The sequence below is a fragment of the Lysinibacillus sp. fkY74-1 genome (genome assembly GCF_053165895.1).
In genome coordinates this window covers 3,546,631-3,569,439 of the sequence record NZ_CP170173.1, presented here as the reverse complement: position 1 = coordinate 3,569,439, position 22,809 = coordinate 3,546,631, and the positions used below count along the sequence as shown (strand labels likewise).

Below are 22,809 nucleotides of genomic sequence, written 5' to 3'. Positions count from 1 at the left end.
CGATGATCTACATGGATTACGCAGCAACATCACCAATGACGAAAAAAGCGCTTGAAGCATATGTAGAGGTGGCACAGCGTTATTATGGAAATAGCTCAAGCCTCCATGATTTAGGAGGGCAAGCTCATTATTTTATCCAGCAGTCAAGAGAGATTATAGCCCATGAGCTCGGTGTCAATAGTGATGGTGTTATCTTTACTGGAAGTGGAACAGAAGGAAATATTATGGCCATTTTGTCATTAGCATTAGCCTCTAAAAAAGGGAGGCATATTATTTCATCACAAGCTGAACATACGTCTGTACATGCGGCCATGAATACATTGGAGAAAATGGGCTTTGAAGTGACAAAATTACCGTTGCAAAAGGATGGCTGTATTGACTCAGAGCAACTTCTACATGCTATTCGAAAAGATACAGCATTAATTTCTATTCAACATGTAAATTCAGAAATTGGCTCTATTCAACCTGTGGAAAAAATAATTGAGGCAGCCAAAGAATCCGCTGTTTACTGTCATATAGATTGTGTGCAATCCTTTGGAAAATTAACTATACCAAGAGGGGGAGACGCCATGACAATCTCTGCACATAAAATAGGAGGACCTAAAGGATGTGGTGCAGTTTATATAAACCCTGCAATCCGTGTTCCAGCACTAACGCCAGGCGTAACTCATGAGAGAGGACTAAGAGGGGGGACTTTAGATACACCTTCAATTGTTTCCTTTGCGGCAGCGGTTGAAAATAATAATTATGAAAGACAGCATTACGAGGAATTAAGAAGATATTTTAAAAGTCGCCTACCTAAAACAGGCCAACTAATAGAGTGTAAGCAGCAATTGCCGAATATTTGTGGTGTTATGATGAGTAAAGTGGAGGGGCAGTATGTATTATTAAAATTAAACGAGGCAGGGATTAGTATATCAACAGGAAGTGCGTGTGATATTCATAGCGAATCCGGAACAAAAGCCATTTTATCGATGAATTATTCAATCGAAGCGGCTCGCCGATTCTTTAGAATATCTTTCGGAGATTCAACAACATTTAAAGAAATTGATAGATTGACTAGGGAACTTGCTACTATTTAGTAGCAAGTTTTAAGTTAGATAATAAGCTGAAAATATATAGATGAAAAATAATTGTTTTCTTTTGAAACAACTATTGCTATAATATTTTGCAGGGCAATATTTTCTCTTACTTAACAAAAATATCTTTTAAAAGTAATAATTTCTTTTTTTTATAAAAAAGTATTGCACAATATGAGAAAACGTTATACAATAATTCTTGTCTTGAAGGACAGGTAAACAACTTCAAAACAAGATACATAATAAAACAGTCTAGTGATGATGGCAAAGAGGTCACACCCGTTCCCATACCGAACACGGAAGTTAAGCTCTTTAGCGCCGATGGTAGTTGGGGGCTTCCCCCTGTGAGAGTAGGACGTCGCTAGGCATAATACCCAGGAGGATTAGCTCAGCTGGGAGAGCATCTGCCTTACAAGCAGAGGGTCGGCGGTTCGAGCCCGTCATCCTCCACCATTCGCCGGTTTAGCTCAGCAGGTAGAGCAACTGACTTGTAATCAGTAGGTCGTGGGTTCGATTCCTATAGCCGGCACCATTTTTTGAGCCATTAGCTCAGTTGGTAGAGCATCTGACTTTTAATCAGAGGGTCGAAGGTTCGAGTCCTTCATGGCTCACCATTTAAGTACCAACCATATTAAGCGGGTGTGGCGGAATTGGCAGACGCACTAGACTTAGGATCTAGCGCCGCAAGGCGTGGGGGTTCGACTCCCTTCACCCGCACCATTTTTCAATATGCCAGATAAAAAAACTTATGCACATGCGGAAGTAGTTCAGTGGTAGAACACCACCTTGCCAAGGTGGGGGTCGCGAGTTCGAACCTCGTCTTCCGCTCCAAATGTGCCGGGGTGGCGGAACTGGCAGACGCACAGGACTTAAAATCCTGCGGTAGGTGACTACCGTACCGGTTCGATTCCGGTCCTCGGCACCATTTTATATGCGCCCGTAGCTCAATTGGATAGAGCGTCTGACTACGGATCAGAAGGTTATGGGTTCGACTCCTGTCGGGCGCGCCATAAGAACAACGGGAAGTAGCTCAGCTTGGTAGAGCACTTGGTTTGGGACCAAGGGGTCGCAGGTTCGAATCCTGTCTTCCCGACCATTTCCAAAAAATATTATGGGGCCTTAGCTCAGCTGGGAGAGCGCCTGCCTTGCACGCAGGAGGTCAGCGGTTCGATCCCGCTAGGCTCCACCATAGTAAAATAACCAGTATAAAGATCCTGGCGGCGTAGCTCAGCTGGCTAGAGCGTACGGTTCATACCCGTAAGGTCGGGGGTTCGATCCCCTCTGCCGCCATCTTAAAGGACCTTTAGCTCAGTTGGTTAGAGCAGACGGCTCATAACCGTCCGGTCGCAGGTTCGAGTCCTGCAAGGTCCACCATTTATATATTGTTACGGAGGTATACCCAAGTCTGGCTGAAGGGATCGGTCTTGAAAACCGACAGGCGGGTAACACCGCGCGGGGGTTCGAATCCCTCTACCTCCTCCAGTTTCTATGAATGAATGGTGCTTTAAAAACTCGAAAAGACAATATGATTATCGCGGGGTGGAGCAGTGGTAGCTCGTCGGGCTCATAACCCGAAGGTCGTTGGTTCAAATCCGGCCCCCGCAACCAAATGGTCCCGTGGTGTAGCGGTTAACATGCCTGCCTGTCACGCAGGAGATCGCCGGTTCGATCCCGGTCGGGACCGCCATTATTTATTGATAGACGTGATAAGCAAAGAGTGAGCAAGCTTAGCATGGACGAAATGGGTCAGTAGCTCAGTTGGTAGAGCATTAGATTGAAGCTCTAAGTGTCGGCGGTTCGATTCCGTCCTGACCCACCATTTATGCGGGTGTAGTTTAATGGTAAAACCTCAGCCTTCCAAGCTGATGTCGTGGGTTCGATTCCCATCACCCGCTCCAAGGGCCTATAGCTCAGCTGGTTAGAGCGCACGCCTGATAAGCGTGAGGTCGATGGTTCGAGTCCATTTAGGCCCACCAATATTCCGAAGTAGCTCAGTTGGTAGTAGCACCTGACTGTTAATCAGGTTGTCGCAGGTTCGAGTCCTGCCTTCGGAGCCATTTTTTTATGGGGAAGTACTCAAGAGGCTGAAGAGGCGCCCCTGCTAAGGGTGTAGGTCGGGTAACCGGCGCGAGGGTTCAAATCCCTCCTTCTCCGCCATCGGCCCGTTGGTCAAGTGGTTAAGACACCGCCCTTTCACGGCGGTAACACGGGTTCGAATCCCGTACGGGTCATACTAAGTGCAGTAGATGAATTTACATCTACTGCACTTTTTTTATGAACTGAAAAGCTAGAAAACTTAGCAGTAGAGGTAGGGAAAGAAGTAATCCCCCAAATGGATGGGAATGTTATTTTCTTCTTCACATACATGCCAATAGGTGATGATTCAGCATTAGCAACTGAACAAGAGTGGACAGAGATCCTCTTTGGAAAAACCTTTCTGCTGTACAAAAAGGCAATGCACATAAAGTAGATGATGTCATTTGGAGTACAGCTGGAGGAATTTTAGCTGCTGCTATTATGCTAGATCAAGTAGAAGAAATCTTTGCGAAATAATTAATGGATAAGCTATACATTCATGGAAATAAGGTGAGTGTATAGTTTTTTTATTTCCTACGTTAGATAGTAAGAGCATTTTGTATTTTTTAGAGAAATAGACTAAGATGTGGAGAGAGGGGGAGAGATATGAGAGAAAAATTAAAATGGATTCCTAATCAACATGATGTAGGCCAAGATAATGACGGACAAATAACAGCCTTACTTTCGAATTTTACACTTGAACAAGTAAAGAAAGTTAGTCAATTCCAACGTACATATGAGAAGTTTGAAAAGACACCACTCCATCATTTAGCATCATTAGCTTCTTATTTAGATGTAGAAAAAATCTGGATAAAAGATGAATCGTTTCGATTTGGTTTGAATGCCTTTAAAGTACTAGGAGGCGTTTATGCTATCGCACAATATGTTGCCAATCTGCTCAATAAAGATATTGAAGATCTTTCATTTGAACAATTAAAGTCATCCAAAATAAAAGATCAGTTGGGAGAGTTAACCTTTATTTCAACAACAGATGGGAACCATGGTCGTGGGGTAGCTTGGGCAGCTCGAGAGCTAGGTTTTCAAGCACGAATCTATATGCCTGCTGGTAGCGCCAAGGAACGATTACAAAACATTATAAATGAGGGAGCCCATGCTGAAATTACGGCAATGAATTATGATGATACGGTTCGTTATACTTCACACCTTGCTAAAGAACATGGTTGGGTTTTAATTCAGGATACAATGTGGGATGGCTATGAGGAAATCCCATTATGGATTATGCAGGGCTATACAACTCTAATACAAGAGGTTGTTGAAGAGATAGAACAAGCTCCAACCCATGTGTTTTTACAAGCCGGAGTAGGGTCTTTTGCAGCAGCAGTCGTTGCCTTTTTAAGACAATACTATGAGCATGAAATTACTATTGTTTTAGTAGAGCCACATGTAGCTAATTGTTATTATGAAAGCTTTAAAGCAGGAACCAATGAATTTATAACTGTTGGTGGCGACATGCAAACGATAATGGCAGGGCTTGCGTGCGGCGAACCGAATCCTCAGGCATGGCAACTGTTAAATGCCTATACGAAAGTAAGCATTAGTTGCGGGGAAGAAGTAGCAGCAACAGGAATGCGTATCCTTGGTAATCCATTGAACACAGATACACGCATTGTAGCAGGAGAATCGGGAGCAGCTCCATTTGGTTGTTTTTATGAAATCATGACAAATAATCGTTATAGACAATTAAAAGATACGTTACAGTTAAATAGCGCTTCGAGAGTATTATTAATTAATACAGAGGGTGACACGGATAAAGAAAATTATCGACAAATAGTGTGGCATGGAAAATATCAATAGTAATTTAGACGAAAGCCATCGAGAAGTTCACTCTCGATGGCTTTCATTGTAAAAAAAGATGATATTAGTGAATTTTAATAGTGGCAATTTTATAAGCACCGTATTCATCTGTGATCACAGTATACGTCTTATACCGATCGTAAAATTGATAATTACCTTGGGCATCATAGAAATCAAAGGTTTTATTCATATCCACATAGTATTGGCCGTTCGAATATTGTACATCAAGTACTTCATTGTTTGTAAAATAGAAGTAGTTGCCTTGATACGCAATCTCATTAATATATTTTTCTAGTTCTTTATAAGCAGAACTACTAGGCGCAAGCATATCGGCAATCCAATAAAAATCCCCCTCATTAAGAGCCATTTCATAGTATAGGCGGAATGCTTGTACGAATTGACCTGCTAACAAATTGTCCGTTTCATTAGTAATATCTGATTTACTAACAGGTTGTTGATTATTTTCGTATAGATTAGCAACAGAAAGAACCTCATTTGCAGAAAGAGGCTGAGCAATCCAACCATCAAATTGATCTACCATACTGTAAAGAGGGATAGAGAAGGCGAAGTGTGTACTTGTTTCGGTTGTGTAAAGTAGTGAGTTAATGCCAATTACATTTCCTGTATTAACATCCACCAATGGCCCCCCACTACTACCTTTATCAATTTGAGCATCGACCTGATATATTTGTTTGTATATAAAATTTTCAAGTTTCATATCACGTTTGTTACCTGTTATATAGCCAATGGAAGCTGAATTTTCAAAGCCTTGTGGACTTCCGAAGGCAATGACCTCTAAGCCAATAGGTGATTCTGTTGTTTCAATTCCTAATGGGGGTTTGTCTTGATAGTTAGGAACATGTATTAAAGCTATATCATAACGATTAGATATACCGACTACAGTACCAGGTGATTCTTGACCCATAGAGTTACGAACCATTACTTCGACTGCACCTTGCACAACATGCGCATTAGTAATAACATACCCTCCTTTTTTATAGAGGAAGCCTGAACCTTGCGCATTGTTCGTTAGGATGGTGAATACCTTTTGCTGAATTTCCTTTATAAGAGTAACGCGATCAACCTGCTGTGCATGAGCCTCTTGCTTTTTCGTCAGTTCCTCAGAGGAAACTTGTTGTATCTGTGTCTCTAAATTCTGATTGCCGTTTATTTCTGAGTAAGTGGCTGAATTTTTATTTGAGAAAAAGTCCCAGTACGCATAGCCTAGCCCACCAATTGCAATGAAACAGACGGACAATACAATAATGGCCCATGCTGGGACACCTTGTTTTGATGATGAATTAGTCAATTTAGTACCACAACCTGAGCAAAATTTACTGTCATTTAGATTTTCATGCTGACAATTCGGACATTTCATCCTATTACCCTCCTGTGAAATATTTACTATTTGTATCGGTTAAAAATTATAGATTTATAGGTAGTTATGGAATTGTATGAATGGAGAGGATGATTTTAGGGGGGGAAATAATTTTAATTTGCCTATTGACCTTAACGTTGCGTCAAAGTTTACAGTAGCATTAATGGAGGTGAAAACATGGAATATACAATTCAAGAGCTTGCCCAATTGTCTGGGGTAAGTACGAGAACTCTGCGCTATTACGATGAAATTGGACTACTGAAGCCAGCAAGAACCAATGAGGCAGGTTATCGATTTTACGGTCAAGCGGAAGTTGATCTGCTACAGCAGATTTTATTTTACCGAGCGTTGGATATGAAGCTAGCAACTATTCAGGATATTATTCAAGCTCCTCATTTTCAACATTTCAAGGCGCTAAAGTCACATAGAGCTGCTCTGCTTAAACGAAAAGAACAGCTTGAGACGATCTTACAGACGGTAGAAAAAACGATACTATCAATTGAGGGGGAAAAACCTATGTCAAATGAAGAAAAATTTAATGGATTTAAAGAAAAGTTAGTTGAGGATAACGAAAATAAGTATGGTCAAGAAATCCGTGCCAAATATGGAGACAAAACAGTAGATGCTTCGAATGCTAAGCTTATGAATATGACAGAGGAACAGTTTCAGGCAATGCAGCAATTGGAGCAGCAAATGTTTGAGCGTTTAACAGAAGCAATAGGGGTGGGAGACGCAACAAATGAAATTGCGATGGAAGTTGCGGAGCTCCATAAACGATGGCTGAGCTTTACATGGAAAGAATATTCTAAAGAGGCACATGTAGGACTCGCTCAAATGTATATTGCGGATGAACGGTTCACCGCTTATTACGACGAGCGTAGTGTAGTGGGAGCTGCGCAGTATTTACATGATGCAATCGTAGCGTATACGAATAAATAAAAATATAAATAAATAAACCTTCCTTATGCTGATGTTTTAGAAATAATAAATTAGGAAAAAATGAAAGCATAAGGAGGAGATTTTTTTGGATCAACAAGTTATGAAAAAATTAAAAAGGCAATTAGAGCAAGAATTACAAGAAATCGAAAAGCGAATAGATGAATCAGAGCGTCCCCAAGCGACAGAGCTATCTAATTATGATAATCATCCTGCTGATAATGCCAGTGATTTAACGGATCAGCTCACAGAAATGGCTATTGACGAGCATCGTGGTGACAATGCAGAGGAAATAAAAGAAGCTCTTCAAGCAATGGTAGACGGAACATATGGCAAATGTGCTGTCTGTGGTAAAGAGATTCCAATTGGACGTTTAGAGGCTATGCCGCAGGCTTTGACATGTGTCGAACATGCGGAAAAGAAAGAGGATAATTTACGACCAGTGGAAGAGGATGTGCTCTCTTCAACACCAAGATCGGATGATTTTATTGAGCTTGAAGAATTTGGCTCTTCTGATACTCCACAGGACAAAAGTCAGTAAGTATTTTGCTTACCAAAGCAGTATAATAGCTGTAGAGGTGAGAAGATGAACATTATTGATTTACATTGTGATGCACTGTTGAAATTAACAACGCTTGAAGCGGCAAGTTTTGCAGAGGATGTACGTATGCATGTCAATCATAAAAGACTGCAATTAGGGCAAATAAAAGCACAGGTATTCGCCATCTTTATTGACCCTGAAATCCCACAAAATCAGCAATTTCTTGAAGTCATACGTCAAATGGAAGCATTTCATACTCATGTTTTACAAACAGAGGGCATGGTGCATATTACAGATTGGGCACAGTTAGAGCTATTAGCTCCCCATGAAATAGGAGCTATCTTAAGCTTAGAAGGCTGTGGTGCTATTGGCGAAGATTTAACAAAGCTAACTGCTGTACTTGATGCAGGCGTCAAATTAGTAGGTTTAACGTGGAATGAAGAAAATGCTGTTGCCCATGGAGCTGAGCAAGAGGCAAGTCTTGGATTGAAGCCATTTGGTAAAGAAGTCATTCAAGTATTAAATGACCGTGATATAATAATTGACGTCTCCCATCTAAACGAACAAAGTTTTTGGGATGTGTTGCCATTAGCGAAGCATATTATTGCTAGTCATAGTAATGCACGAGCATTATGTGATCATCCTCGTAATTTAACAGATGCACAAGCGAAGGCTCTTGTAAAACATGGAGGGCATATCCATGTTGTTTATTTTCCACTCTTTATTAGTGAACAAGATGCAACGCTGGAACAATTGGTTGATCATGTGGAGCATTTAGCCCACTTAGTAGGTGTGGAGCATATAGGGTTAGGATCAGATTTTGATGGCATAGGTGTGACCGTAAAAGGATTAGCTCATGCGGGAGAGGCTCAAAATTTATTAGAGGCATTACGAACTCGCTTTTCAGCAGAAGAAGTACAAGGAATCGCTAGTCAGAATTTCAAACGCTATGTAAAAAAAGCAGCAACCCGTTAAGGCTGCCGCACTTTTTAAAAGAAATAATCAATTAATAAACCAATTCCTAATAGGAAGCCGAAGATTGTATTCGTTTGCGCTGTATATTTCATCGCAGGCATCACTTCTTTGGCTTCTTTTTTATCTCTGAATATTTGAATGGCACGTAATGGTTTAGGAATACTTAAGAAAATAATCAAAGCCCAAAAAGTAATGCCATCAATTGCAACAAGGGCGATTACCCATAGGTAGGATACAATAAAAAATCCTGATAGCACGGAGATTGCATTATCACGTCCTACTAAAATAGCCAGTGTTTTGCGTCCACCTTCTGTATCGCCAACAATATCACGAATATTATTGGATAGCATAATAGCACCAACTAAAATCATACTTGGAACGGAAAGTAAAACGGCATCAAGTGTTACTGTAAGCGTTTGAATATAGAAAGCAATCAAAACGATTCCCATTCCCATTACTGCCCCAGAAACTATTTCGCCAAAAGGTGAATAGGCTATTGGGTATGGACCACCTGTATATAAGAAACCAATTAGCATACAAACTAGTCCAACAGCAGCTAACCACCAAGATGTTGAGGCACATATGTAAATGCCAAGTAGCATGGCAATAGCATAGAAGCTTTGCGCAATCATCATGATCGTTTTTGGTTGTACACCATGACGGACAATCGTACCGCCAATTCCGACAGAATGCTCGTTATCTAATCCTAATTTGTAATCATAATATTCATTGAACATATTCGTTGCTGCTTGAATAAGCATACTTGCAATGAGCATAGCAAAAAATAGTCCAAAATCAATTGTTTCTTTTTCAATTGCTAGTGCAATTGCTGTTCCTAGGAATACTGGAACAAATGAAGCGGTTAAAGTATGTGGACGTGTTAAATGCCACCAAACTTTAATACCCCTATCAGCTTCAATGACTTTGGTCATAAGGTCTTTCTCTCCTTCAAATGTTGTCGACTCTTCTTATTTTAAACGAAGATTGAGAAAATGGGTAGGTTCACAGCTTATTACATACTGTAAAATGAAAAAAAGTGATACAATAGAACATGCATTTATGAACTGAAAATAAAAATAGGGTGAATAGCAACAGTACGAATGACACGGTTGCCAGCCCCAAAAATGATGTAATTTTCGCCATCATTGATTATGTACATTGCAACAACGGAGGTAATTTTCATGCAACAGAAGTGGTACCAAGCCACAGAAGTAGAAGTGGACTCTTTGGGCCAAAGCCTTCATTTTTATATGGAAACAATGGAAGTGAGTCACCTGTCTGCATTAGCGTTTTATACAGCAGGTGAAGAGTGCTATAAAGGTGAACGATTTTATTGGCAAAATAGAGAAAAAACAATGACTTTAGTTGGGCTAGGACATGCCCATACCATTCAAAATAATAAAAAAAATGAACGTTTTGATGCTGTAGAAGCTGAATGGAAAAATTTAACGAAAAATTGTCTGAAAGGACAACGTGAGCTCCAACCTATTTTGTTCGGGGGCTTTACATTTGATCCACAGAATAATGTTGCTGGGGAATGGACGGGTTTTCCAGAGGCTTATTTTGCATTAGCAACATTTCAGCTTGTTATACGGGATGAAAAGGCATATGTGAGTATTCATCTTCTGACACAGGATCAGGATGGTGAGGCTCAGTTTGAGGCATTAAGAAAAGAGCGAGATTATTTAGTTCATGCAGCACAGGTTAAAGAAGTGAAAACGTATTCAAAGCCTGAAATATCAAGCTACTTTGAGCCTTATAAAGAGCCTTATTTAGCTTCTATAGACCAAGTGACAGCTTTAATTAAGCAAAAGAAAGCGGATAAGGTTGTTATTGCACGATCACTTGCACTGCAATTTAAAGAGCAAGTAACTGCTCCACAAGTGTTATCACAAATTATCCATGAACAACCAGAAAGTTATTTGTTCGGCTTAGAGCATGAACATCTTTTGTTCTTCGGAGCATCGCCTGAGCGTCTTGTAAAAGTGGAGGATGGTCGAGCCTTTTCTTCATGTGTTGCCGGTTCAATTAAGCGAGGAAAAACAGCAGAAGAAGATGAAGCTTATGGACAAAGCTTGTTACACGATCCAAAAAACGGAGGAGAACACCAATATGTTGTCGATATGATAGCAGACACATTCCGAAAAAATTGTGTGGATATAAACCTTCCTGAAAGTCCTCGTCTATTAAAAATACGAGATATTCAGCATTTATATACACCTATTGAAGGACAACTAAATAAGGATGCTACAATATTACAACTCACTAAAACTTTACATCCCACCCCAGCATTAGGTGGTGTACCACGTATGGAAGCGTTGGCAGCTATACGTAAGTATGAACCGATGAATCGAGGCTTGTATGCTGCGCCAATCGGCTGGTTGGATGCAGAGGGAAACGGTGAATTTGCAGTCGCGATACGGTCAGCGGCATTGCTTCACGATAAAGCTTATTTATATGCTGGTGGCGGTATTGTAGCGGATTCAGAGCCACAATCTGAATATGATGAAACATTAGTGAAATTCCGTCCAATGCTTCGTGCGCTAGGGGGACAATTACATGAGTGAACGAAAAAATTTAACAGATTATGTATATAAAATGGTTGCGTCATTAGTACAAGTAGGGGTAGAAAATGTTGTTGTTAGCCCAGGCTCGCGTTCAACACCTCTTGCCTACGCCGTCGCTTCTACAAAACAAATAAAAATGTATCGTCAAGTAGATGAGCGCTCAGCTGCTTTCTTTGCTTTAGGGCTTGCGAAAGCTACTGCTAAGCCTGTTGTCCTCTTATGTACGTCTGGTACAGCGGCAGCAAACTACTTTCCAGCAATTGTTGAGGCTAGCTATGCCCGTGTACCACTGATTATCATTACGGCTGATCGACCACATGAATTACGTGAGGTAGGCGCACCACAGACCATTAATCAGCCTCATCTATATGGTTCACATGTGAAATGGAGTGTTGATTTTCCATTAGCAGATGGTGCTGCTCCCACATTGCCTTTTATCGAACGTCATATAGCGCGGGCAGTGGCAATTGCAACAAGTGCACCTTTTGGGCCAGTGCATTTGAATGTTCCATTCCGAGAGCCTTTATTAATTGATTTACAGGATGAATTGCCAACCATGACATTTAAACATAGCAGTATGGGACAATTAATCCCTACAACCTCTGCTATGCAGGAACTTTCCTCTATTTTAAATTCGACTAGAAAAGGCTTTATGATTGTTGGAGAATTAGCTCTTGGTACGGATCTAGCATTTCTCTGGGAATTTGTGCGTCAGTTGAAATGGCCAGTCATAGTGGAAAGCTTGTCAAATATGCGTGCAGCTGTACCAGAGGATTGCTTACCATATCTCGTGACTACCTATGATGCCATTATGAAGAGTGAGGATTTTAAGGCACTTGTTCAGCCAGATACAGTTTTACGAATAGGGGCACAGCCCGTTTCAAAATTCATTATGCAATTTATTACAAAAACACAGCCTAGTGCTTATGTAATTATTGATGAAGATCCTATGTTTAGAGATGCTACGGGCGTATCTACACATTTTATTCATGCAAATATCGATCAATGGTTAACACATCTAACCCTTACTAACACAGCATTTGAGGAATCATACTTAGCCGAATGGCAAAAAGCTAATCAGTTGGCTTCTACCTATATTGAACAGTATTCGGAAATAGAAAAAGATGAGGGAGCGATGGTCAGTCGTTTACTGAAAATGATTCCTGATGGTAGCGATATATTCGTTAGCAGTAGTATGCCAGTGCGTGATATTGATACATTTTTATTAGCAACACCAAAGGATATCCGTTTCTTTGCGAATCGCGGAACGAATGGGATTGATGGCGTAGTATCAACAGCATTAGGCTTCAGTCAAGGAAATGACCGAGAAACTTATTTATTGATTGGTGATTTAGCTTTTCTACATGATGTAAATGGGCTGATTGCTACTAGATACCAAGAATGTAACTTAACTATTCTTGTAATGAATAATGATGGTGGAGGAATTTTTTCTTATTTACCACAATCAACAGTAGAAGCTCATTATGAGGATCTGTTTGGCACACCGACTGCACTTGAATTCCAAGATATTGCCCATATGTATAATATGGATTATGTACGTGTAGATACAATAGCTGAATTATCAGGGAAGTTTTCATCAGTCAAAAAACGTCCTTTACGCTTAGTTGAAATATTTACAGATAGAGCGGAAAACGTTCAGGCTCATCGAGAGCTATGGAATCGTATTAACGCGGAGCTAAAAGCATGACGAGCTTAGTAATCCGAGGACTTGAAACCAATGTGGATATATGGAATGAAAACGGTATCCATACATTAGTTGCTTTGCATGGATTTACAGGGAGTACGGCTACATGGCACAATCTAGCACAAGCACTACCGAATGTCCGGGTTATTGCCATAGATTTAATTGGGCATGGGCAAACAGCTACCCCAGAGCAAATTAAGCGTTTTTCAATGGAGGAACAATTACAGGACTTAGAGGAACTGTTTTGTCAGCTCCATATTGAGAAATTTACATTGCTGGGCTATTCAATGGGGGGAAGAATTGCATTATCTTATGCCATTACGTTTCCAAATCGGATTCAAAAGCTCATTTTAGAAAGTGCTTCTCCTGGTTTACGAACAGTAGAGGAACGACGTGAACGTAGGGAGCGAGATGACATATTGGCACAAAAAATCATCACCAATGGATTAGTCTCTTTTGTGAATGCATGGGAGAATATACCGCTTTTTGCATCACAGCGTCATCTTTCTGACACTGTGCAAAAGGCCATTCGGGCTGAAAGACTTTCACAAAAGGAAGAAGGTTTATCAGGAAGCTTAAAAGGTATCGGAACAGGAACCCAACCTTCCAATTGGCATCTCATGGACCAGCTTGAAATACCTGTGCTACTAATTACAGGTTCATTAGATGAGAAATTTTGTAAAATTGCACTAGAAATGAAAGCGCTATTAAAAACTGTTAGGCATATGACAGTAATTGATGCTGGACATGCAATTCATGTGGAAAATCCCGCTGAGTTTGCTACAATAGTAGAGGAGTATATAACGTAATATTATTTTTACGTTAGCGCCTCGATAATAACGAGACGAATTTACAATATAGGAGGCAATTCAATGACACGTCAATGGACTTCATTACATACTTATGAAGATATTAAGTATGAGTTCTATAACGGAATCGCAAAAATTACGATTAATCGTCCAGAAGTGCGTAATGCATTCCGCCCAAAAACGGTTATGGAAATGATTGATGCATTTTCACGTGCACGCGATGATAAAAATATCGGTGTAATTATTTTAACAGGTGAAGGTGAACATGCCTTCTGCTCAGGCGGAGATCAAAAAGTTCGCGGACATGGTGGCTATGTAGGAGACGATGAAATCCCACGTCTAAACGTTCTTGATTTACAACGTTTAATCCGTGTAATCCCAAAACCTGTCGTGGCAATGGTTGCAGGCTATGCAATTGGTGGAGGACACGTATTACATGTTGTTTGTGATTTAACTATTGCTGCTGACAACGCTCGCTTTGGACAAACAGGTCCAAAAGTAGGTTCATTTGATGCTGGTTACGGCTCAGGCTATCTTGCTCGTATTATTGGACATAAAAAAGCTCGTGAAATTTGGTACCTTTGCCGTCAATACGATGCACAGCAAGCACTTGATATGGGCTTAGTTAATACAGTGGTTCCTTATGACCAATTAGAAGATGAAACTGTTCAATGGTGTGAAGAAATGCTACAAATGTCACCAACTGCATTGCGCTTCTTAAAAGCAGCGATGAACGCAGATACAGATGGCTTAGCAGGTCTTCAACAAATGGCTGGTGACGCTACTCTTCTTTACTACACAACAGATGAAGCAAAAGAAGGTCGCGACGCTTTCAAAGAAAAACGTCAACCAGACTTTGGCCAATTCCCAAGATTCCCTTGATTTAGTTAGGGTGTAAGGCTCGTATCTTTTTGGATACGAGCTTTTTTGTATGCCTGGGAAAGAGGATAGAAGCAAAATACTAACGTTTAAAAGCAAATGTAACATGAATAGACAAGCGATAGGGTAAAGCGTTAAGATGTAGGGTGATTGGAGTGACAAATATGTATCCGAATTGGATTATACAGCGAGCCTATTTAACACCGTTACGTAAGGCATTAACTTATAAAGAACAAAGTTGGACTTTTCAAGAGTTGAATGATTTATCTATCAAGCGTGCCCGCCAATTAGTAGGACTAGGTATACAGCAGGGAGATCGGATTGCCATCATGGGTCCAAGTAAACCTGAGCTTGTAATTACCATGTACGCTTGTATGCATCTGCAATGTGAGATGGTTATGCTAAATCGTAGGTTGTCACAGGATGAACTTAGTTACCAAATGACGGACTCTGAGGCAGTTGCCGTATTGATTGCAGATGAGGATGTAAATAAGTTGCCTGCAAATATGGCTCATTATTTATTTTCAACGATTGAAAAGGTTGAGGAAGGTGCATTCGATATAACAAAGGAATGGCCTTTGGAACAAACAACAACGATTATGTATACATCTGGGACAACAGGCTTTCCAAAGGGCGTCCGTCAAACGGTAGGCAACCATCAGGCTAGTGCAACGGCCTCGGTTTTAAATATTGGTCTACAGACTGATGATGTTTGGCTTTGTGCTGTACCATTATTCCATATTAGTGGATTTTCGATATTAGTGCGTTCGCTGTTATATGGCAATCAAGTCTATTTATATGATCATTTTGATGTAGACGCTATTACGCATCATATTATGAAGGGTGAAGTAACACATATGTCAGTTGTAGCTGTGACGTTGGAAAGAATCTTACATACGTTGGAGCAACACAACGCTAAAGCTTCCTCGCGTTTTAAATTAATGCTTGCTGGTGGAGGACCGGTGCCAGCTGATTACTTAGCGAGAGCACATACGTTAAACTTGGCTGTAGCTCAAACGTATGGTATGACAGAAACCTCCTCACAAACAGCTACATTAGCAAGTGAGGATGCGATACGGAAAATTGGCTCTGCCGGGAAGCCTTTATTTTTTAATCAAATCAAAATTGTAGAGCCAAACGCACAAGGAGAAGGAGAAATTTGCATTAGAGGGCCCCATGTTACACCTGGATATATCGGCCGTTTTGCACAAAAAAGCGCCACGCGAGATGGCTGGTTGCATACCGGAGATATTGGTTATCTAGATGAAGAAGGCTATTTATTTGTCATAGATCGCAGAGCAGATTTGATAATTTCTGGTGGAGAAAATATATATCCCGCAGAAATAGAGAATGTTCTGCTTATGCATCCAGCTGTTAAGGAGGCGGGCGTATGTGGTGCCGATGATAAGCAATGGGGACAAGTACCAGTTGCCTTTGTTGTGTTAAATAAACAAGCATCAGTCGAACAATTACAAGCCTTCTGTCGACAGAAGCTGGCTAAATATAAATTGCCAAAAGAAATTATTATTACAAACAGTCTTCCACGAAACGGAGCTAATAAGCTGCTTAGACGTAAATTACTACAATAAAATAAATGTAAAAAGAAGCCCATTGAACGCTAGGCTTCTTTTTATTTTGTAAATTATTGAACTTTTAGCATGAAATTAATCATTCATTAACATAATAAAAAAAGAGAGGCATAAACTATTTAGTAAAGGAGAATGACTCATATGAGGAAATATATATATAATGCTGTCATTATATTATTTGTTCTACAAATGAGTCATGTGCAAGTTTTTGCAAACTATGAAAAAGATGATGTAGCAACTGCTCATTCAATTCAAACACTACAATCTCTCATTAATAAAGAAGTTATGCAGCTATCAACGGAATTCTCTATTTACTATACTGGTGACATATCTGATATTAAAGATGAACTAACAGACATTACGAAAGGTGCGATTCAAAACTCTTATATTTATACTAATATTTCTAGCTTTAAATGGAAGTATGATGGTTATAACCATAAAATTGCGATTGCTTTTACGTTTACCTATCATCTTTCACCAAGTGAAGAAGCATTTGTCGAGCAAACATTGACGGATATTATTGCACCTATGCAAGGATTAAGTGACCTACAAAAATTACAGGCTGCACATGATTTTATTGTTCTAACTGCGGAATATTCCAAGGAAACGGAAGGAAGTCAATATTCCCCTTACACGCTACTGACGGAAAATAAGGGAGTCTGCCAGGCATATGCATTAGTGCTTTATCGAATGCTAGAATTGCTGGGTTTTGAGGTGCAATATGTCCCTGGAAAAGTGGGCGAACAGCTTCATGCCTGGGTATTAGTGAAAGTTGATCATAATTGGTATCACATCGATGTGACATGGGATGATCCGTTACCTGATCGGAAAGGGGAAGTACGTTATCAATATTTCCTAGTGTCGGATCGGCAATTATCACAGGACCATACCTGGGATTATGCAAGCTTCCCGGCTGCAACAAGCGAAAACTATTCAGACTTGCAGGAAGTAACTAAAAGACAAAGTGTAACAACCCCTTTGCATGAAGGTTTCAACCCAAATAAGGGGATGTCTATAATGGGTGAAAATAGGCTGGCTATCAAACCATTCATGGAGATGCCTACAAAACTTGTCTCACAAAATCAAAATGATTCAAACACTATAGTTCCGTTTGACTTTAATGAATGGGCAACGATTTTAGTAGAAAGTATGGTGGCTTTCCTAGTGCCTCATTCAAAAGATTTCCATGTGCCCAAAACAAATAAGCGGTTCTTGTCTATTGAGCGAACAGAAAAACGAATGCCGCAAGAAAAATACGTCATAATAAAGGAGGTGTCCCATCCATTTTCGGGGCACCTCCTTCTTTCAATTATTGATTGCTTAAAGCCTTATCTAAAGTTTGAATATTTTTCTTCATCAATGTGAAGTAAGTTTCTTTATTTTTTTCATCGTCTGTCGTTAATACACTTAAATTATGCAATACAAGTGATTTCGCACCGACTTCTTTTTGAATAACCTCTGCTAATTTAGAGGAAACATTTTGTTCAAATAAAATATGGTGAATATGCAATTCATTGGCTTTATCAACAATCATTGTTAGTTCTTTTTGTGAAGGTTCATTTTGAGAATTTAAGCCAGCAATAGGTATTTGTGTTAGCCCATATTGACCTGCAATATAGCCGAATGCTGCATGAGATACAAAAAATGTTTTATTTTGTGCTTGATCAGCCATTACTTTAAATTCCTGATCTAAATCCTGTAACTCTTTTACCAATGCTTCGTAATTTTGAGTAAAAGTAGCTTCTTGAGCAGGCATTTTTTCTACTAATGCATTTTTAATAGCAAGTGCTAAATCTTCACTAATTGTTGGAGATAGCCAAACATGAGGATCGATATCGCCATGCTCATGGTCGTCATGTCCATGTTCTTCTTCTGCATGATCGTGATCTTCCTCGGTTGCAGCATGAACATGGCCTGTGCTAATAGCTAATTTTTCATCTGAAACTTTATCAGCAGTTGCCACCATTGTGACATCTTCATTGGCTAAAGTCTTTTTAGCATTTTCAACAAAGCCCTCAAGCCCTAAGCCAATATAGAAAAAGATATTGGCATCTGCTAATTTCATCATATCCTTTTGTGTTGGTTCAAAGGTATGTTCATTAGCACCAGCCGGATAAATAGAAGAGACATCCACAAAGTCACCCCCAATACGCTGTGCAAAATAGCTTAAAGGATAAACAGTTGTATAAATTGTTAATTTATCTGTCTCATTAGAAGACTTTTGGGAAGTTGATGATTGGTCTCCGCAAGCAGCGGTAAACAGGGCAAGAACTGTGACTAGCAATAATACATAAACTTTTTTCATATAATATAATCCCTTTCTTAAATAGTAACCATTACGATTTATTTTTTAGAACAGTTATTATAATAACGCACAACTTCAAAAAGTACAAGAAAAAATGACCTCCGAAAATTAATTCTTTTTCGAAGGCCATTTTTCTGGCACTGGATCAAAGCCACCAGGATGAAATGGATGGCATTTGGATATACGTGTGATGGTTAAAATAAATCCTTTTAGCGCCCCATGCTTTTGAAAAGCTTCGAGGCCATAAGAAGAACATGTGGGATGGAAACGACAAGTAGGTGGCGTCATAGGTGAAATGTATTTTCTGTAAAACTTAATGAGCCAAATAAAGGGATATTTCATCGTTGTTCTTCCTCTTGTTGCGATGTAATTTGCTCTGGCTTTGCATCAATTGTTTGCGTAAAGATATGATTTTTTTTCTTGATAATGAAAATGACAGAAAGACCAAACATTAACATCATCATAGCAATCATAACGATAATTGGTAATGGCACACCCATTGCTTTCACTCCAAATTCAATTAATAAAATTTATAAATCATGAATGACCTACTAGTTTTCCTTTTGATGATAGCTTTGTTTCGGTTTTTCATCAACGGTATGTTTAAAGGCATAGGCACGGTTGACACTGATAACGGTCGCAATAGTGATAATAATAACGATGATGATTGCGACGATTAAGAGCGTAGTTAAACTCATCATACTCACTCCGTTCTTTGTTCATCATACTTATTATAAGTTATATGGACATTTTAATTGTGAAGGAAGTTTGACATTCCAGGGAATAAAACAACACCTTTCTCTCCATACTATGGGAAAAGGAGTGAATCGTAAAGATGGATCGTCAACGTGTATATTTTTCACTTGCCAATAGAACCTATTATACCAATCCTTATGCAGGACCTTGGAATTTTGAACTCAATGTGGATCGACAAGCATTAGATGTTTTTGAGAAAATTTTTCAGCAAATGCAGTTGTTGGAGATCTCCAATGCATGGCGTGCTCAGTTACCGTACATTCAATATCATTTAGATAGAGAAAATGATGAAATCGATTTAAGATTGATGAAAATTTATGCACTAGTTCATGAGTATGGAGATGAGGAAACCAAGGCGTTTGTAGAGCAGTTACCTTATTTTAACAAGCGTGTCTAACGGGGAAATTTCAGCTTAGGTTGATTTTCACTTTGAGTGTCGCCACTCTCAGTGAAAATCAATCACCTCAGTAGGGGGTATTAACATATTGCCTTTAATATAGTAAAAACAGCTTCACGTGGGACGATTACAGGTATATTTAGCTGATGTTTAATCATATTTTTCATAGGTGTGGAATAGCCCATACAATCAAGAATGAGCAGATCAGCGCCATCGGATTCTAATTGCTGTGCCTTTGCTAATAAATCATGTGCATTAAAGCGGTAGGGTGAACTTGCAGAGTAGTTCACATCAAAATGAGCTTTTTGCCATTTTTCTGCAACCGTTATTTGTTGCTCAGGCTCCGGACCTATTAAACCAATTGCTAATTCCGTATGAAGACCCTTCACTAAGTTAGTCATCATTCGATCGGGAAGCAAAAGATTTTTAACGGATAGTTTATTGGCAAAATCGCCTGTACACATCAGCAAAATCCAAGTAAAGTCTTGGAGATCATGAAGGCATTGCTGAATATAGGGCATGAGCTTCGCTTTACTTAACCGTACCTGCTGACTATTTGCCAGGAGAGTCACTAAAACATCAGTTTCTTCCTGTGAGGGAGAAAGGGCAGCGATTTCAGATGGTGAAAGCGAATCAAGGACACCAAATTCATGAACATGTAGACCCCCATGTCTTAATTGCTGAATATCCTCCGCCATATCCTTGCGAGGGGCTTGACCGATAGTTACAATGGCAATTTTTGAGTTTTCCATGGTGCTTCCTCCGCTTCGAAATATTTTTCTCCGTTTACATAAGTTTGTAGGACCTTCGCTTCGGTTTCAAAAATAGGGTGTGACCAAACAACAAAATCAGCATCCTTACCTTTCTCAAGACTACCAATTCGATGATCAAGCTGTACGAGCTTAGCTGCATGTATAGTAATGCTTTTTAAGGCTGTTTGTTCATCTAATCCATAACGTATTGCTTCAGAGGCACAATACTTTAAGTACTGAATCGGTACAAAGGGATGATCCGTCATGATAGCAAAAGGAATATTATGCTCTTTAAATATGGCAGCAATCGCTGGTGTAGAATGACGTGTTTCATATTTAGATGGGGTTAACATATAGGGACCAAGCGTTGCATGGTATCCACTATTTTTTACTGCATCAACTATCAGATAGCCTTCTGTACAATGCTCTAAATGGAGCTTCACATTAAATTCCTTGGCAATTCGTATAGCGGTCATTATATCATCTGCTCTATGGCAGTGAAGACGAAGCGGCATTTCACCACGGAGTACCTCAATAAATGGACGTAATTCAGAATTTTGTTGTACTTTTTCAGCTTGTTCCTGTTCATTCAGCAGGCTAGCTCGTTGGAAGCCATCACGTAGTAGCTGAGCAATCGCCATACGGGTCATTGGCTTTCGTTTATATTGAATACCAAAGACGTTCTTTGGGTTTTCCCCTAATGCCCCTTTTAATCCACTTCGTTCTACTAAGACGCGAGAAGCAAGGGTAGGACCCGCTGTTTTCAGGATACTCCAAATGCCACCAATAACATTGGCACTTCCCGGACCAGTTTGTACAGTTGTCACACCACCTGCAAGTGCATGCTGGAAGGAGAAATGGCGAATATCAACACTGTCTAAAGCATGCATAAGCGGTGTAAAAGGCTCGCTATATTCATTAGCATCATTAATATCTTCGGTTACTTCAGCCCATGTTCCAACATGTGCATGGATATCTATTAATCCTGGTGTGACATATGCTCCCTGTAGATCGATTAAGTGCGCATGAGGGGGGATATCTTTGGCTGGCCCTACATAAACAATGCGTCCATCTTCAACCCATAGCTGTTCAAAAACATCATTTTGTTCATTAACTGTGAGAAACGTTGCATGATGATAAATGTTCATTTTGACATACCTTCTTCCGTTGCATAAACTTTTTTCCCTTTAATAAAAGTTGCGATAACCTGTGCATCTAAATTTAATGGATGCTTATCCCATATCACAAAATCAGCATAAAGGCCATCACGAATAGCCCCTATTTTATCGTCAATGCCAAGGAAATTAGCAGCTCCTGTTGTTAATGTATAGAGAACATCCGAGCGGGACATACCTTCTCGAACAGCTAAACACCCTTCTAATGTTAGATGGGATGTGCTACTAACAGGGTGATCTGTACAAAAAACAAATGGTATTGTTTGAGTGAATAGCTGAGGATAAAGCTTTGGTGACAGCTCCAGCATCTCATTATGCTCAATATAACGGAATGTCGGGCCAGCAATAACGGTATGGAAACCTGTCTCCTTAAGAAGAGGAATTTCCGTGCCATGAATAATATGAAAGTCAAAATCGTTAGTAAATTCTTGTTGTAGTCGATGAATTAGTTCAATATCGACAGCTTTATGCGCCCGCACAACAATCTTATGGATGGAGGGCTCCTGCTGTTGAATTTGTTGGAGTGTGTCCCTTAAGATTTTAGCGATACCCATGCGAGTCAGTGGCTTTCTCTTTTCAGCAAAAAATGTACTTTTTGCCTGGTGTCCAATAGAAAAGGAATAAGCGACATCTTTTACAATAACCATATCATCTACAGTTGTATGTGTATGATGAATGATTGCCGTTTTGGCCCCAATTAAGCTTTTAGCGGAGGGAACAATATGAGATGCTGTAACCCCATGTGAGACAGACTTTTGAAAGGCTACATCAAACGGGTAAATGCCATCAATAACAGAATATTGTAAGTGTGAATCAAATTCATAGCTATCATCACCTTCCCAACGAATCCCAATTTCAGCTAAACCAATTTGTGAACAACTATCGATTAGGCCAGGCGTAATATAATAGCCATCTAAATTTATTTCATTTTCTGCAGTATGTGTTGCTGGTTTGAAATATTCCCCTTGCACTTGGAACGACTGTTTATCAAAGCTACGAGTGTCAGAGTTAAATACAAGCCCATTGATGTATCGAGTCATCGGATCAAATCTCTCCTTATGAAGAGAAAAGCGGA

General features: G+C 39.8%; 21 protein-coding genes, 20 tRNA genes, 1 rRNA gene and 1 pseudogene. 34 read left to right on the top strand and 9 right to left on the bottom strand.

The genetic code is table 11. The annotated features are described in order from the left end of the window. Positions 1–11 precede the first annotated feature (11 nt). The 24 genes and pseudogenes from ACE1MS_RS17550 (at position 12) to ACE1MS_RS17435 (ending at position 4,970) form a co-directional block, all read left to right on the top strand. Positions 12–1,082, top strand: coding sequence for a cysteine desulfurase family protein (locus ACE1MS_RS17550; RefSeq protein ID WP_012295775.1), 1,071 nt, complete (start codon positions 12–14; stop codon positions 1,080–1,082). A 248-nt stretch (positions 1,083–1,330) separates the two neighbouring features. Continuing rightward, positions 1,331–1,446: ribosomal RNA gene (rrf, locus tag ACE1MS_RS17545) — 5S ribosomal RNA — on the top strand. 10 nt (positions 1,447–1,456) lie between these two features. Beyond that, a tRNA-Val gene (locus ACE1MS_RS17540) sits at positions 1,457–1,532 on the top strand. 3 nt (positions 1,533–1,535) lie between these two features. Then, a tRNA-Thr gene (locus tag ACE1MS_RS17535) sits at positions 1,536–1,611 on the top strand. 6 nt (positions 1,612–1,617) lie between these two features. Further along, a tRNA-Lys gene (locus tag ACE1MS_RS17530) sits at positions 1,618–1,693 on the top strand. Positions 1,694–1,714: 21 nt separating this feature from the next. Continuing rightward, positions 1,715–1,799 (top strand) — tRNA-Leu (locus ACE1MS_RS17525). 36 nt (positions 1,800–1,835) lie between these two features. Continuing rightward, positions 1,836–1,910, top strand: a tRNA-Gly gene (locus tag ACE1MS_RS17520). 5 nt (positions 1,911–1,915) lie between these two features. Further along, positions 1,916–2,004 (top strand) — tRNA-Leu (locus ACE1MS_RS17515). Between the two features lie 8 nt (positions 2,005–2,012). Further along, positions 2,013–2,089, top strand: a tRNA-Arg gene (locus ACE1MS_RS17510). A 9-nt stretch (positions 2,090–2,098) separates the two neighbouring features. Beyond that, positions 2,099–2,175 (top strand) — tRNA-Pro (locus tag ACE1MS_RS17505). Between the two features lie 17 nt (positions 2,176–2,192). Then, a tRNA-Ala gene (locus ACE1MS_RS17500) sits at positions 2,193–2,268 on the top strand. A 27-nt stretch (positions 2,269–2,295) separates the two neighbouring features. Next, positions 2,296–2,369: transfer RNA gene (locus ACE1MS_RS17495), tRNA-Met, on the top strand. A 7-nt stretch (positions 2,370–2,376) separates the two neighbouring features. Then, a tRNA-Ile gene (locus ACE1MS_RS17490) sits at positions 2,377–2,453 on the top strand. 15 nt (positions 2,454–2,468) lie between these two features. Further along, a tRNA-Ser gene (locus ACE1MS_RS17485) sits at positions 2,469–2,561 on the top strand. Positions 2,562–2,612: 51 nt separating this feature from the next. After that, positions 2,613–2,687 (top strand) — tRNA-Met (locus ACE1MS_RS17480). 3 nt (positions 2,688–2,690) lie between these two features. Then, positions 2,691–2,766: transfer RNA gene (locus ACE1MS_RS17475), tRNA-Asp, on the top strand. 56 nt (positions 2,767–2,822) lie between these two features. Beyond that, positions 2,823–2,898, top strand: a tRNA-Phe gene (locus tag ACE1MS_RS17470). A 5-nt stretch (positions 2,899–2,903) separates the two neighbouring features. Beyond that, a tRNA-Gly gene (locus ACE1MS_RS17465) sits at positions 2,904–2,977 on the top strand. A gap of 1 nt (position 2,978) precedes the next feature. Continuing rightward, positions 2,979–3,055 (top strand) — tRNA-Ile (locus ACE1MS_RS17460). Positions 3,056–3,059: 4 nt separating this feature from the next. After that, positions 3,060–3,136: transfer RNA gene (locus tag ACE1MS_RS17455), tRNA-Asn, on the top strand. Positions 3,137–3,145: 9 nt separating this feature from the next. Further along, positions 3,146–3,236, top strand: a tRNA-Ser gene (locus ACE1MS_RS17450). A gap of 2 nt (positions 3,237–3,238) precedes the next feature. Then, positions 3,239–3,310 (top strand) — tRNA-Glu (locus ACE1MS_RS17445). A gap of 53 nt (positions 3,311–3,363) precedes the next feature. Continuing rightward, positions 3,364–3,632: pseudogene (locus tag ACE1MS_RS17440) on the top strand (iron siderophore-binding protein); the annotation flags it as partial. 129 nt (positions 3,633–3,761) lie between these two features. After that, on the top strand, positions 3,762–4,970 hold the full coding sequence (locus tag ACE1MS_RS17435; RefSeq protein ID WP_012295773.1) for a diaminopropionate ammonia-lyase: 1,209 nt from the start codon (positions 3,762–3,764) through the stop codon (positions 4,968–4,970). Between the two features lie 64 nt (positions 4,971–5,034). On the opposite strand, the gene ACE1MS_RS17430 is transcribed toward ACE1MS_RS17435, so the two are convergent. Continuing rightward, the gene (locus ACE1MS_RS17430; protein ID WP_447402515.1) at positions 5,035–6,348 is read right to left on the bottom strand and encodes a trypsin-like peptidase domain-containing protein; all 1,314 of its coding nucleotides are present in this window, start codon (positions 6,346–6,348) and stop codon (positions 5,035–5,037) included. A gap of 177 nt (positions 6,349–6,525) precedes the next feature. On the opposite strand from ACE1MS_RS17430, the gene ACE1MS_RS17425 reads away from it, so the two are divergent. From ACE1MS_RS17425 to ACE1MS_RS17415, 3 genes are all read left to right on the top strand, one after another. Next, positions 6,526–7,287 carry a MerR family transcriptional regulator gene (locus tag ACE1MS_RS17425; protein WP_036164716.1) on the top strand — a complete coding sequence of 254 codons (762 nt, stop codon included), beginning with the start codon at positions 6,526–6,528 and terminating at the stop codon, positions 7,285–7,287. Between the two features lie 85 nt (positions 7,288–7,372). Then, the gene (locus ACE1MS_RS17420; RefSeq protein WP_012295770.1) at positions 7,373–7,825 is read left to right on the top strand and encodes a TraR/DksA C4-type zinc finger protein; all 453 of its coding nucleotides are present in this window, start codon (positions 7,373–7,375) and stop codon (positions 7,823–7,825) included. Positions 7,826–7,870: 45 nt separating this feature from the next. Beyond that, positions 7,871–8,800 carry a dipeptidase gene (locus tag ACE1MS_RS17415; protein WP_031416461.1) on the top strand — a complete coding sequence of 310 codons (930 nt, stop codon included), beginning with the start codon at positions 7,871–7,873 and terminating at the stop codon, positions 8,798–8,800. A 14-nt stretch (positions 8,801–8,814) separates the two neighbouring features. Here ACE1MS_RS17415 and ACE1MS_RS17410 read toward each other — a convergent pair whose 3' ends face one another. Further along, positions 8,815–9,732, bottom strand: coding sequence for a 1,4-dihydroxy-2-naphthoate polyprenyltransferase (locus ACE1MS_RS17410; protein ID WP_447402514.1), 918 nt, complete (start codon positions 9,730–9,732; stop codon positions 8,815–8,817). Between the two features lie 249 nt (positions 9,733–9,981). Between ACE1MS_RS17410 and ACE1MS_RS17405 the strand changes: the two genes are divergently transcribed. The 6 genes from ACE1MS_RS17405 (at position 9,982) to ACE1MS_RS17380 (ending at position 17,714) form a co-directional block, all read left to right on the top strand. Then, positions 9,982–11,367, top strand: a complete 1,386-nt coding sequence (locus tag ACE1MS_RS17405) for an isochorismate synthase (RefSeq protein ID WP_031416459.1) — start codon at positions 9,982–9,984, stop codon at positions 11,365–11,367. Next, positions 11,360–13,075, top strand: coding sequence for a 2-succinyl-5-enolpyruvyl-6-hydroxy-3-cyclohexene-1-carboxylic-acid synthase (gene menD, locus ACE1MS_RS17400; protein WP_012295764.1), 1,716 nt, complete (start codon positions 11,360–11,362; stop codon positions 13,073–13,075). Before ACE1MS_RS17405 ends, menD begins: the two co-directional genes overlap by 8 nt. After that, positions 13,072–13,881 carry a 2-succinyl-6-hydroxy-2,4-cyclohexadiene-1-carboxylate synthase gene (gene menH, locus ACE1MS_RS17395; RefSeq protein ID WP_036217544.1) on the top strand — a complete coding sequence of 270 codons (810 nt, stop codon included), beginning with the start codon at positions 13,072–13,074 and terminating at the stop codon, positions 13,879–13,881. Before menD ends, menH begins: the two co-directional genes overlap by 4 nt. Before the next feature lie 63 nt (positions 13,882–13,944). Continuing rightward, the gene (gene menB / locus ACE1MS_RS17390) at positions 13,945–14,763 is read left to right on the top strand and encodes a 1,4-dihydroxy-2-naphthoyl-CoA synthase (protein WP_008180343.1); all 819 of its coding nucleotides are present in this window, start codon (positions 13,945–13,947) and stop codon (positions 14,761–14,763) included. Between the two features lie 161 nt (positions 14,764–14,924). Next, entirely contained in the window at positions 14,925–16,349 is a 1,425-nt protein-coding gene (locus tag ACE1MS_RS17385) for an o-succinylbenzoate--CoA ligase (RefSeq protein ID WP_036162348.1), read from the top strand. 141 nt (positions 16,350–16,490) lie between these two features. Then, positions 16,491–17,714, top strand: coding sequence for a transglutaminase domain-containing protein (locus ACE1MS_RS17380; RefSeq protein ID WP_051563301.1), 1,224 nt, complete (start codon positions 16,491–16,493; stop codon positions 17,712–17,714). On the opposite strand, the gene ACE1MS_RS17375 is transcribed toward ACE1MS_RS17380, so the two are convergent. From ACE1MS_RS17375 to ytzI, 4 genes are all read right to left on the bottom strand, one after another. Further along, the gene (locus ACE1MS_RS17375; protein ID WP_332290941.1) at positions 17,659–18,654 is read right to left on the bottom strand and encodes a metal ABC transporter solute-binding protein, Zn/Mn family; all 996 of its coding nucleotides are present in this window, start codon (positions 18,652–18,654) and stop codon (positions 17,659–17,661) included. The genes ACE1MS_RS17380 and ACE1MS_RS17375 overlap by 56 nt on opposite strands. Before the next feature lie 108 nt (positions 18,655–18,762). Continuing rightward, positions 18,763–18,996, bottom strand: a complete 234-nt coding sequence (yidD, locus tag ACE1MS_RS17370; RefSeq protein WP_008180348.1) for a membrane protein insertion efficiency factor YidD — start codon at positions 18,994–18,996, stop codon at positions 18,763–18,765. Next, positions 18,993–19,154, bottom strand: a complete 162-nt coding sequence (locus tag ACE1MS_RS17365; RefSeq protein ID WP_171821096.1) for a hypothetical protein — start codon at positions 19,152–19,154, stop codon at positions 18,993–18,995. Before ACE1MS_RS17365 ends, yidD begins: the two co-directional genes overlap by 4 nt. A gap of 51 nt (positions 19,155–19,205) precedes the next feature. Continuing rightward, positions 19,206–19,352 carry a YtzI protein gene (ytzI, locus tag ACE1MS_RS17360; RefSeq protein WP_099805798.1) on the bottom strand — a complete coding sequence of 49 codons (147 nt, stop codon included), beginning with the start codon at positions 19,350–19,352 and terminating at the stop codon, positions 19,206–19,208. A 137-nt stretch (positions 19,353–19,489) separates the two neighbouring features. Between ytzI and ACE1MS_RS17355 the strand changes: the two genes are divergently transcribed. Further along, positions 19,490–19,807, top strand: a complete 318-nt coding sequence (locus tag ACE1MS_RS17355) for a hypothetical protein (RefSeq protein WP_012295756.1) — start codon at positions 19,490–19,492, stop codon at positions 19,805–19,807. An 80-nt stretch (positions 19,808–19,887) separates the two neighbouring features. On the opposite strand, the gene ACE1MS_RS17350 is transcribed toward ACE1MS_RS17355, so the two are convergent. From ACE1MS_RS17350 to ACE1MS_RS17340, 3 genes are read right to left on the bottom strand one after another with little or no spacing between them, the layout of a single operon-like run. Continuing rightward, on the bottom strand, positions 19,888–20,559 hold the full coding sequence (locus ACE1MS_RS17350) for an AroM family protein (RefSeq protein WP_099805799.1): 672 nt from the start codon (positions 20,557–20,559) through the stop codon (positions 19,888–19,890). Continuing rightward, a complete protein-coding gene (locus ACE1MS_RS17345; RefSeq protein WP_198695931.1) occupies positions 20,532–21,707 on the bottom strand; it encodes an amidohydrolase in 1,176 nt (391 codons plus the stop codon). The genes ACE1MS_RS17350 and ACE1MS_RS17345 overlap by 28 nt, the downstream gene beginning before the upstream one ends. Further along, complete coding sequence (locus ACE1MS_RS17340; RefSeq protein WP_031416451.1) at positions 21,704–22,774, bottom strand: amidohydrolase family protein; 1,071 nt, start codon at positions 22,772–22,774, stop codon at positions 21,704–21,706. Before ACE1MS_RS17340 ends, ACE1MS_RS17345 begins: the two co-directional genes overlap by 4 nt. Positions 22,775–22,809 lie beyond the last annotated feature (35 nt).

Excerpts from the sequence above, each read along its gene's own strand:
- ACE1MS_RS17550 (WP_012295775.1), top strand. The coding sequence starts at position 12 with ATGGATTACGCAGCAACATCACCAATGACGAAAAAAGCGCTTGAAGCA.
- ACE1MS_RS17435 (WP_012295773.1), top strand. The coding sequence starts at position 3,762 with ATGAGAGAAAAATTAAAATGGATTCCTAATCAACATGATGTAGGCCAA.
- ACE1MS_RS17430 (WP_447402515.1), bottom strand. The coding sequence starts at position 6,348 with ATGAAATGTCCGAATTGTCAGCATGAAAATCTAAATGACAGTAAATTT.
- ACE1MS_RS17425 (WP_036164716.1), top strand. The coding sequence starts at position 6,526 with ATGGAATATACAATTCAAGAGCTTGCCCAATTGTCTGGGGTAAGTACG.
- ACE1MS_RS17415 (WP_031416461.1), top strand. The coding sequence starts at position 7,871 with ATGAACATTATTGATTTACATTGTGATGCACTGTTGAAATTAACAACG.
- ACE1MS_RS17410 (WP_447402514.1), bottom strand. The coding sequence starts at position 9,732 with ATGACCAAAGTCATTGAAGCTGATAGGGGTATTAAAGTTTGGTGGCAT.
- ACE1MS_RS17405 (WP_031416459.1), top strand. The coding sequence starts at position 9,982 with ATGCAACAGAAGTGGTACCAAGCCACAGAAGTAGAAGTGGACTCTTTG.
- menD (WP_012295764.1), top strand. The coding sequence starts at position 11,360 with ATGAGTGAACGAAAAAATTTAACAGATTATGTATATAAAATGGTTGCG.
- menH (WP_036217544.1), top strand. The coding sequence starts at position 13,072 with ATGACGAGCTTAGTAATCCGAGGACTTGAAACCAATGTGGATATATGG.
- menB (WP_008180343.1), top strand. The coding sequence starts at position 13,945 with ATGACACGTCAATGGACTTCATTACATACTTATGAAGATATTAAGTAT.
- ACE1MS_RS17385 (WP_036162348.1), top strand. The coding sequence starts at position 14,925 with ATGTATCCGAATTGGATTATACAGCGAGCCTATTTAACACCGTTACGT.
- ACE1MS_RS17380 (WP_051563301.1), top strand. The coding sequence starts at position 16,491 with ATGAGGAAATATATATATAATGCTGTCATTATATTATTTGTTCTACAA.
- ACE1MS_RS17375 (WP_332290941.1), bottom strand. The coding sequence starts at position 18,654 with ATGAAAAAAGTTTATGTATTATTGCTAGTCACAGTTCTTGCCCTGTTT.
- yidD (WP_008180348.1), bottom strand. The coding sequence starts at position 18,996 with ATGAAATATCCCTTTATTTGGCTCATTAAGTTTTACAGAAAATACATT.
- ACE1MS_RS17365 (WP_171821096.1), bottom strand. The coding sequence starts at position 19,154 with ATGGGTGTGCCATTACCAATTATCGTTATGATTGCTATGATGATGTTA.
- ytzI (WP_099805798.1), bottom strand. The coding sequence starts at position 19,352 with ATGAGTTTAACTACGCTCTTAATCGTCGCAATCATCATCGTTATTATT.
- ACE1MS_RS17355 (WP_012295756.1), top strand. The coding sequence starts at position 19,490 with ATGGATCGTCAACGTGTATATTTTTCACTTGCCAATAGAACCTATTAT.
- ACE1MS_RS17350 (WP_099805799.1), bottom strand. The coding sequence starts at position 20,559 with ATGGAAAACTCAAAAATTGCCATTGTAACTATCGGTCAAGCCCCTCGC.
- ACE1MS_RS17345 (WP_198695931.1), bottom strand. The coding sequence starts at position 21,707 with ATGAACATTTATCATCATGCAACGTTTCTCACAGTTAATGAACAAAAT.
- ACE1MS_RS17340 (WP_031416451.1), bottom strand. The coding sequence starts at position 22,774 with ATGACTCGATACATCAATGGGCTTGTATTTAACTCTGACACTCGTAGC.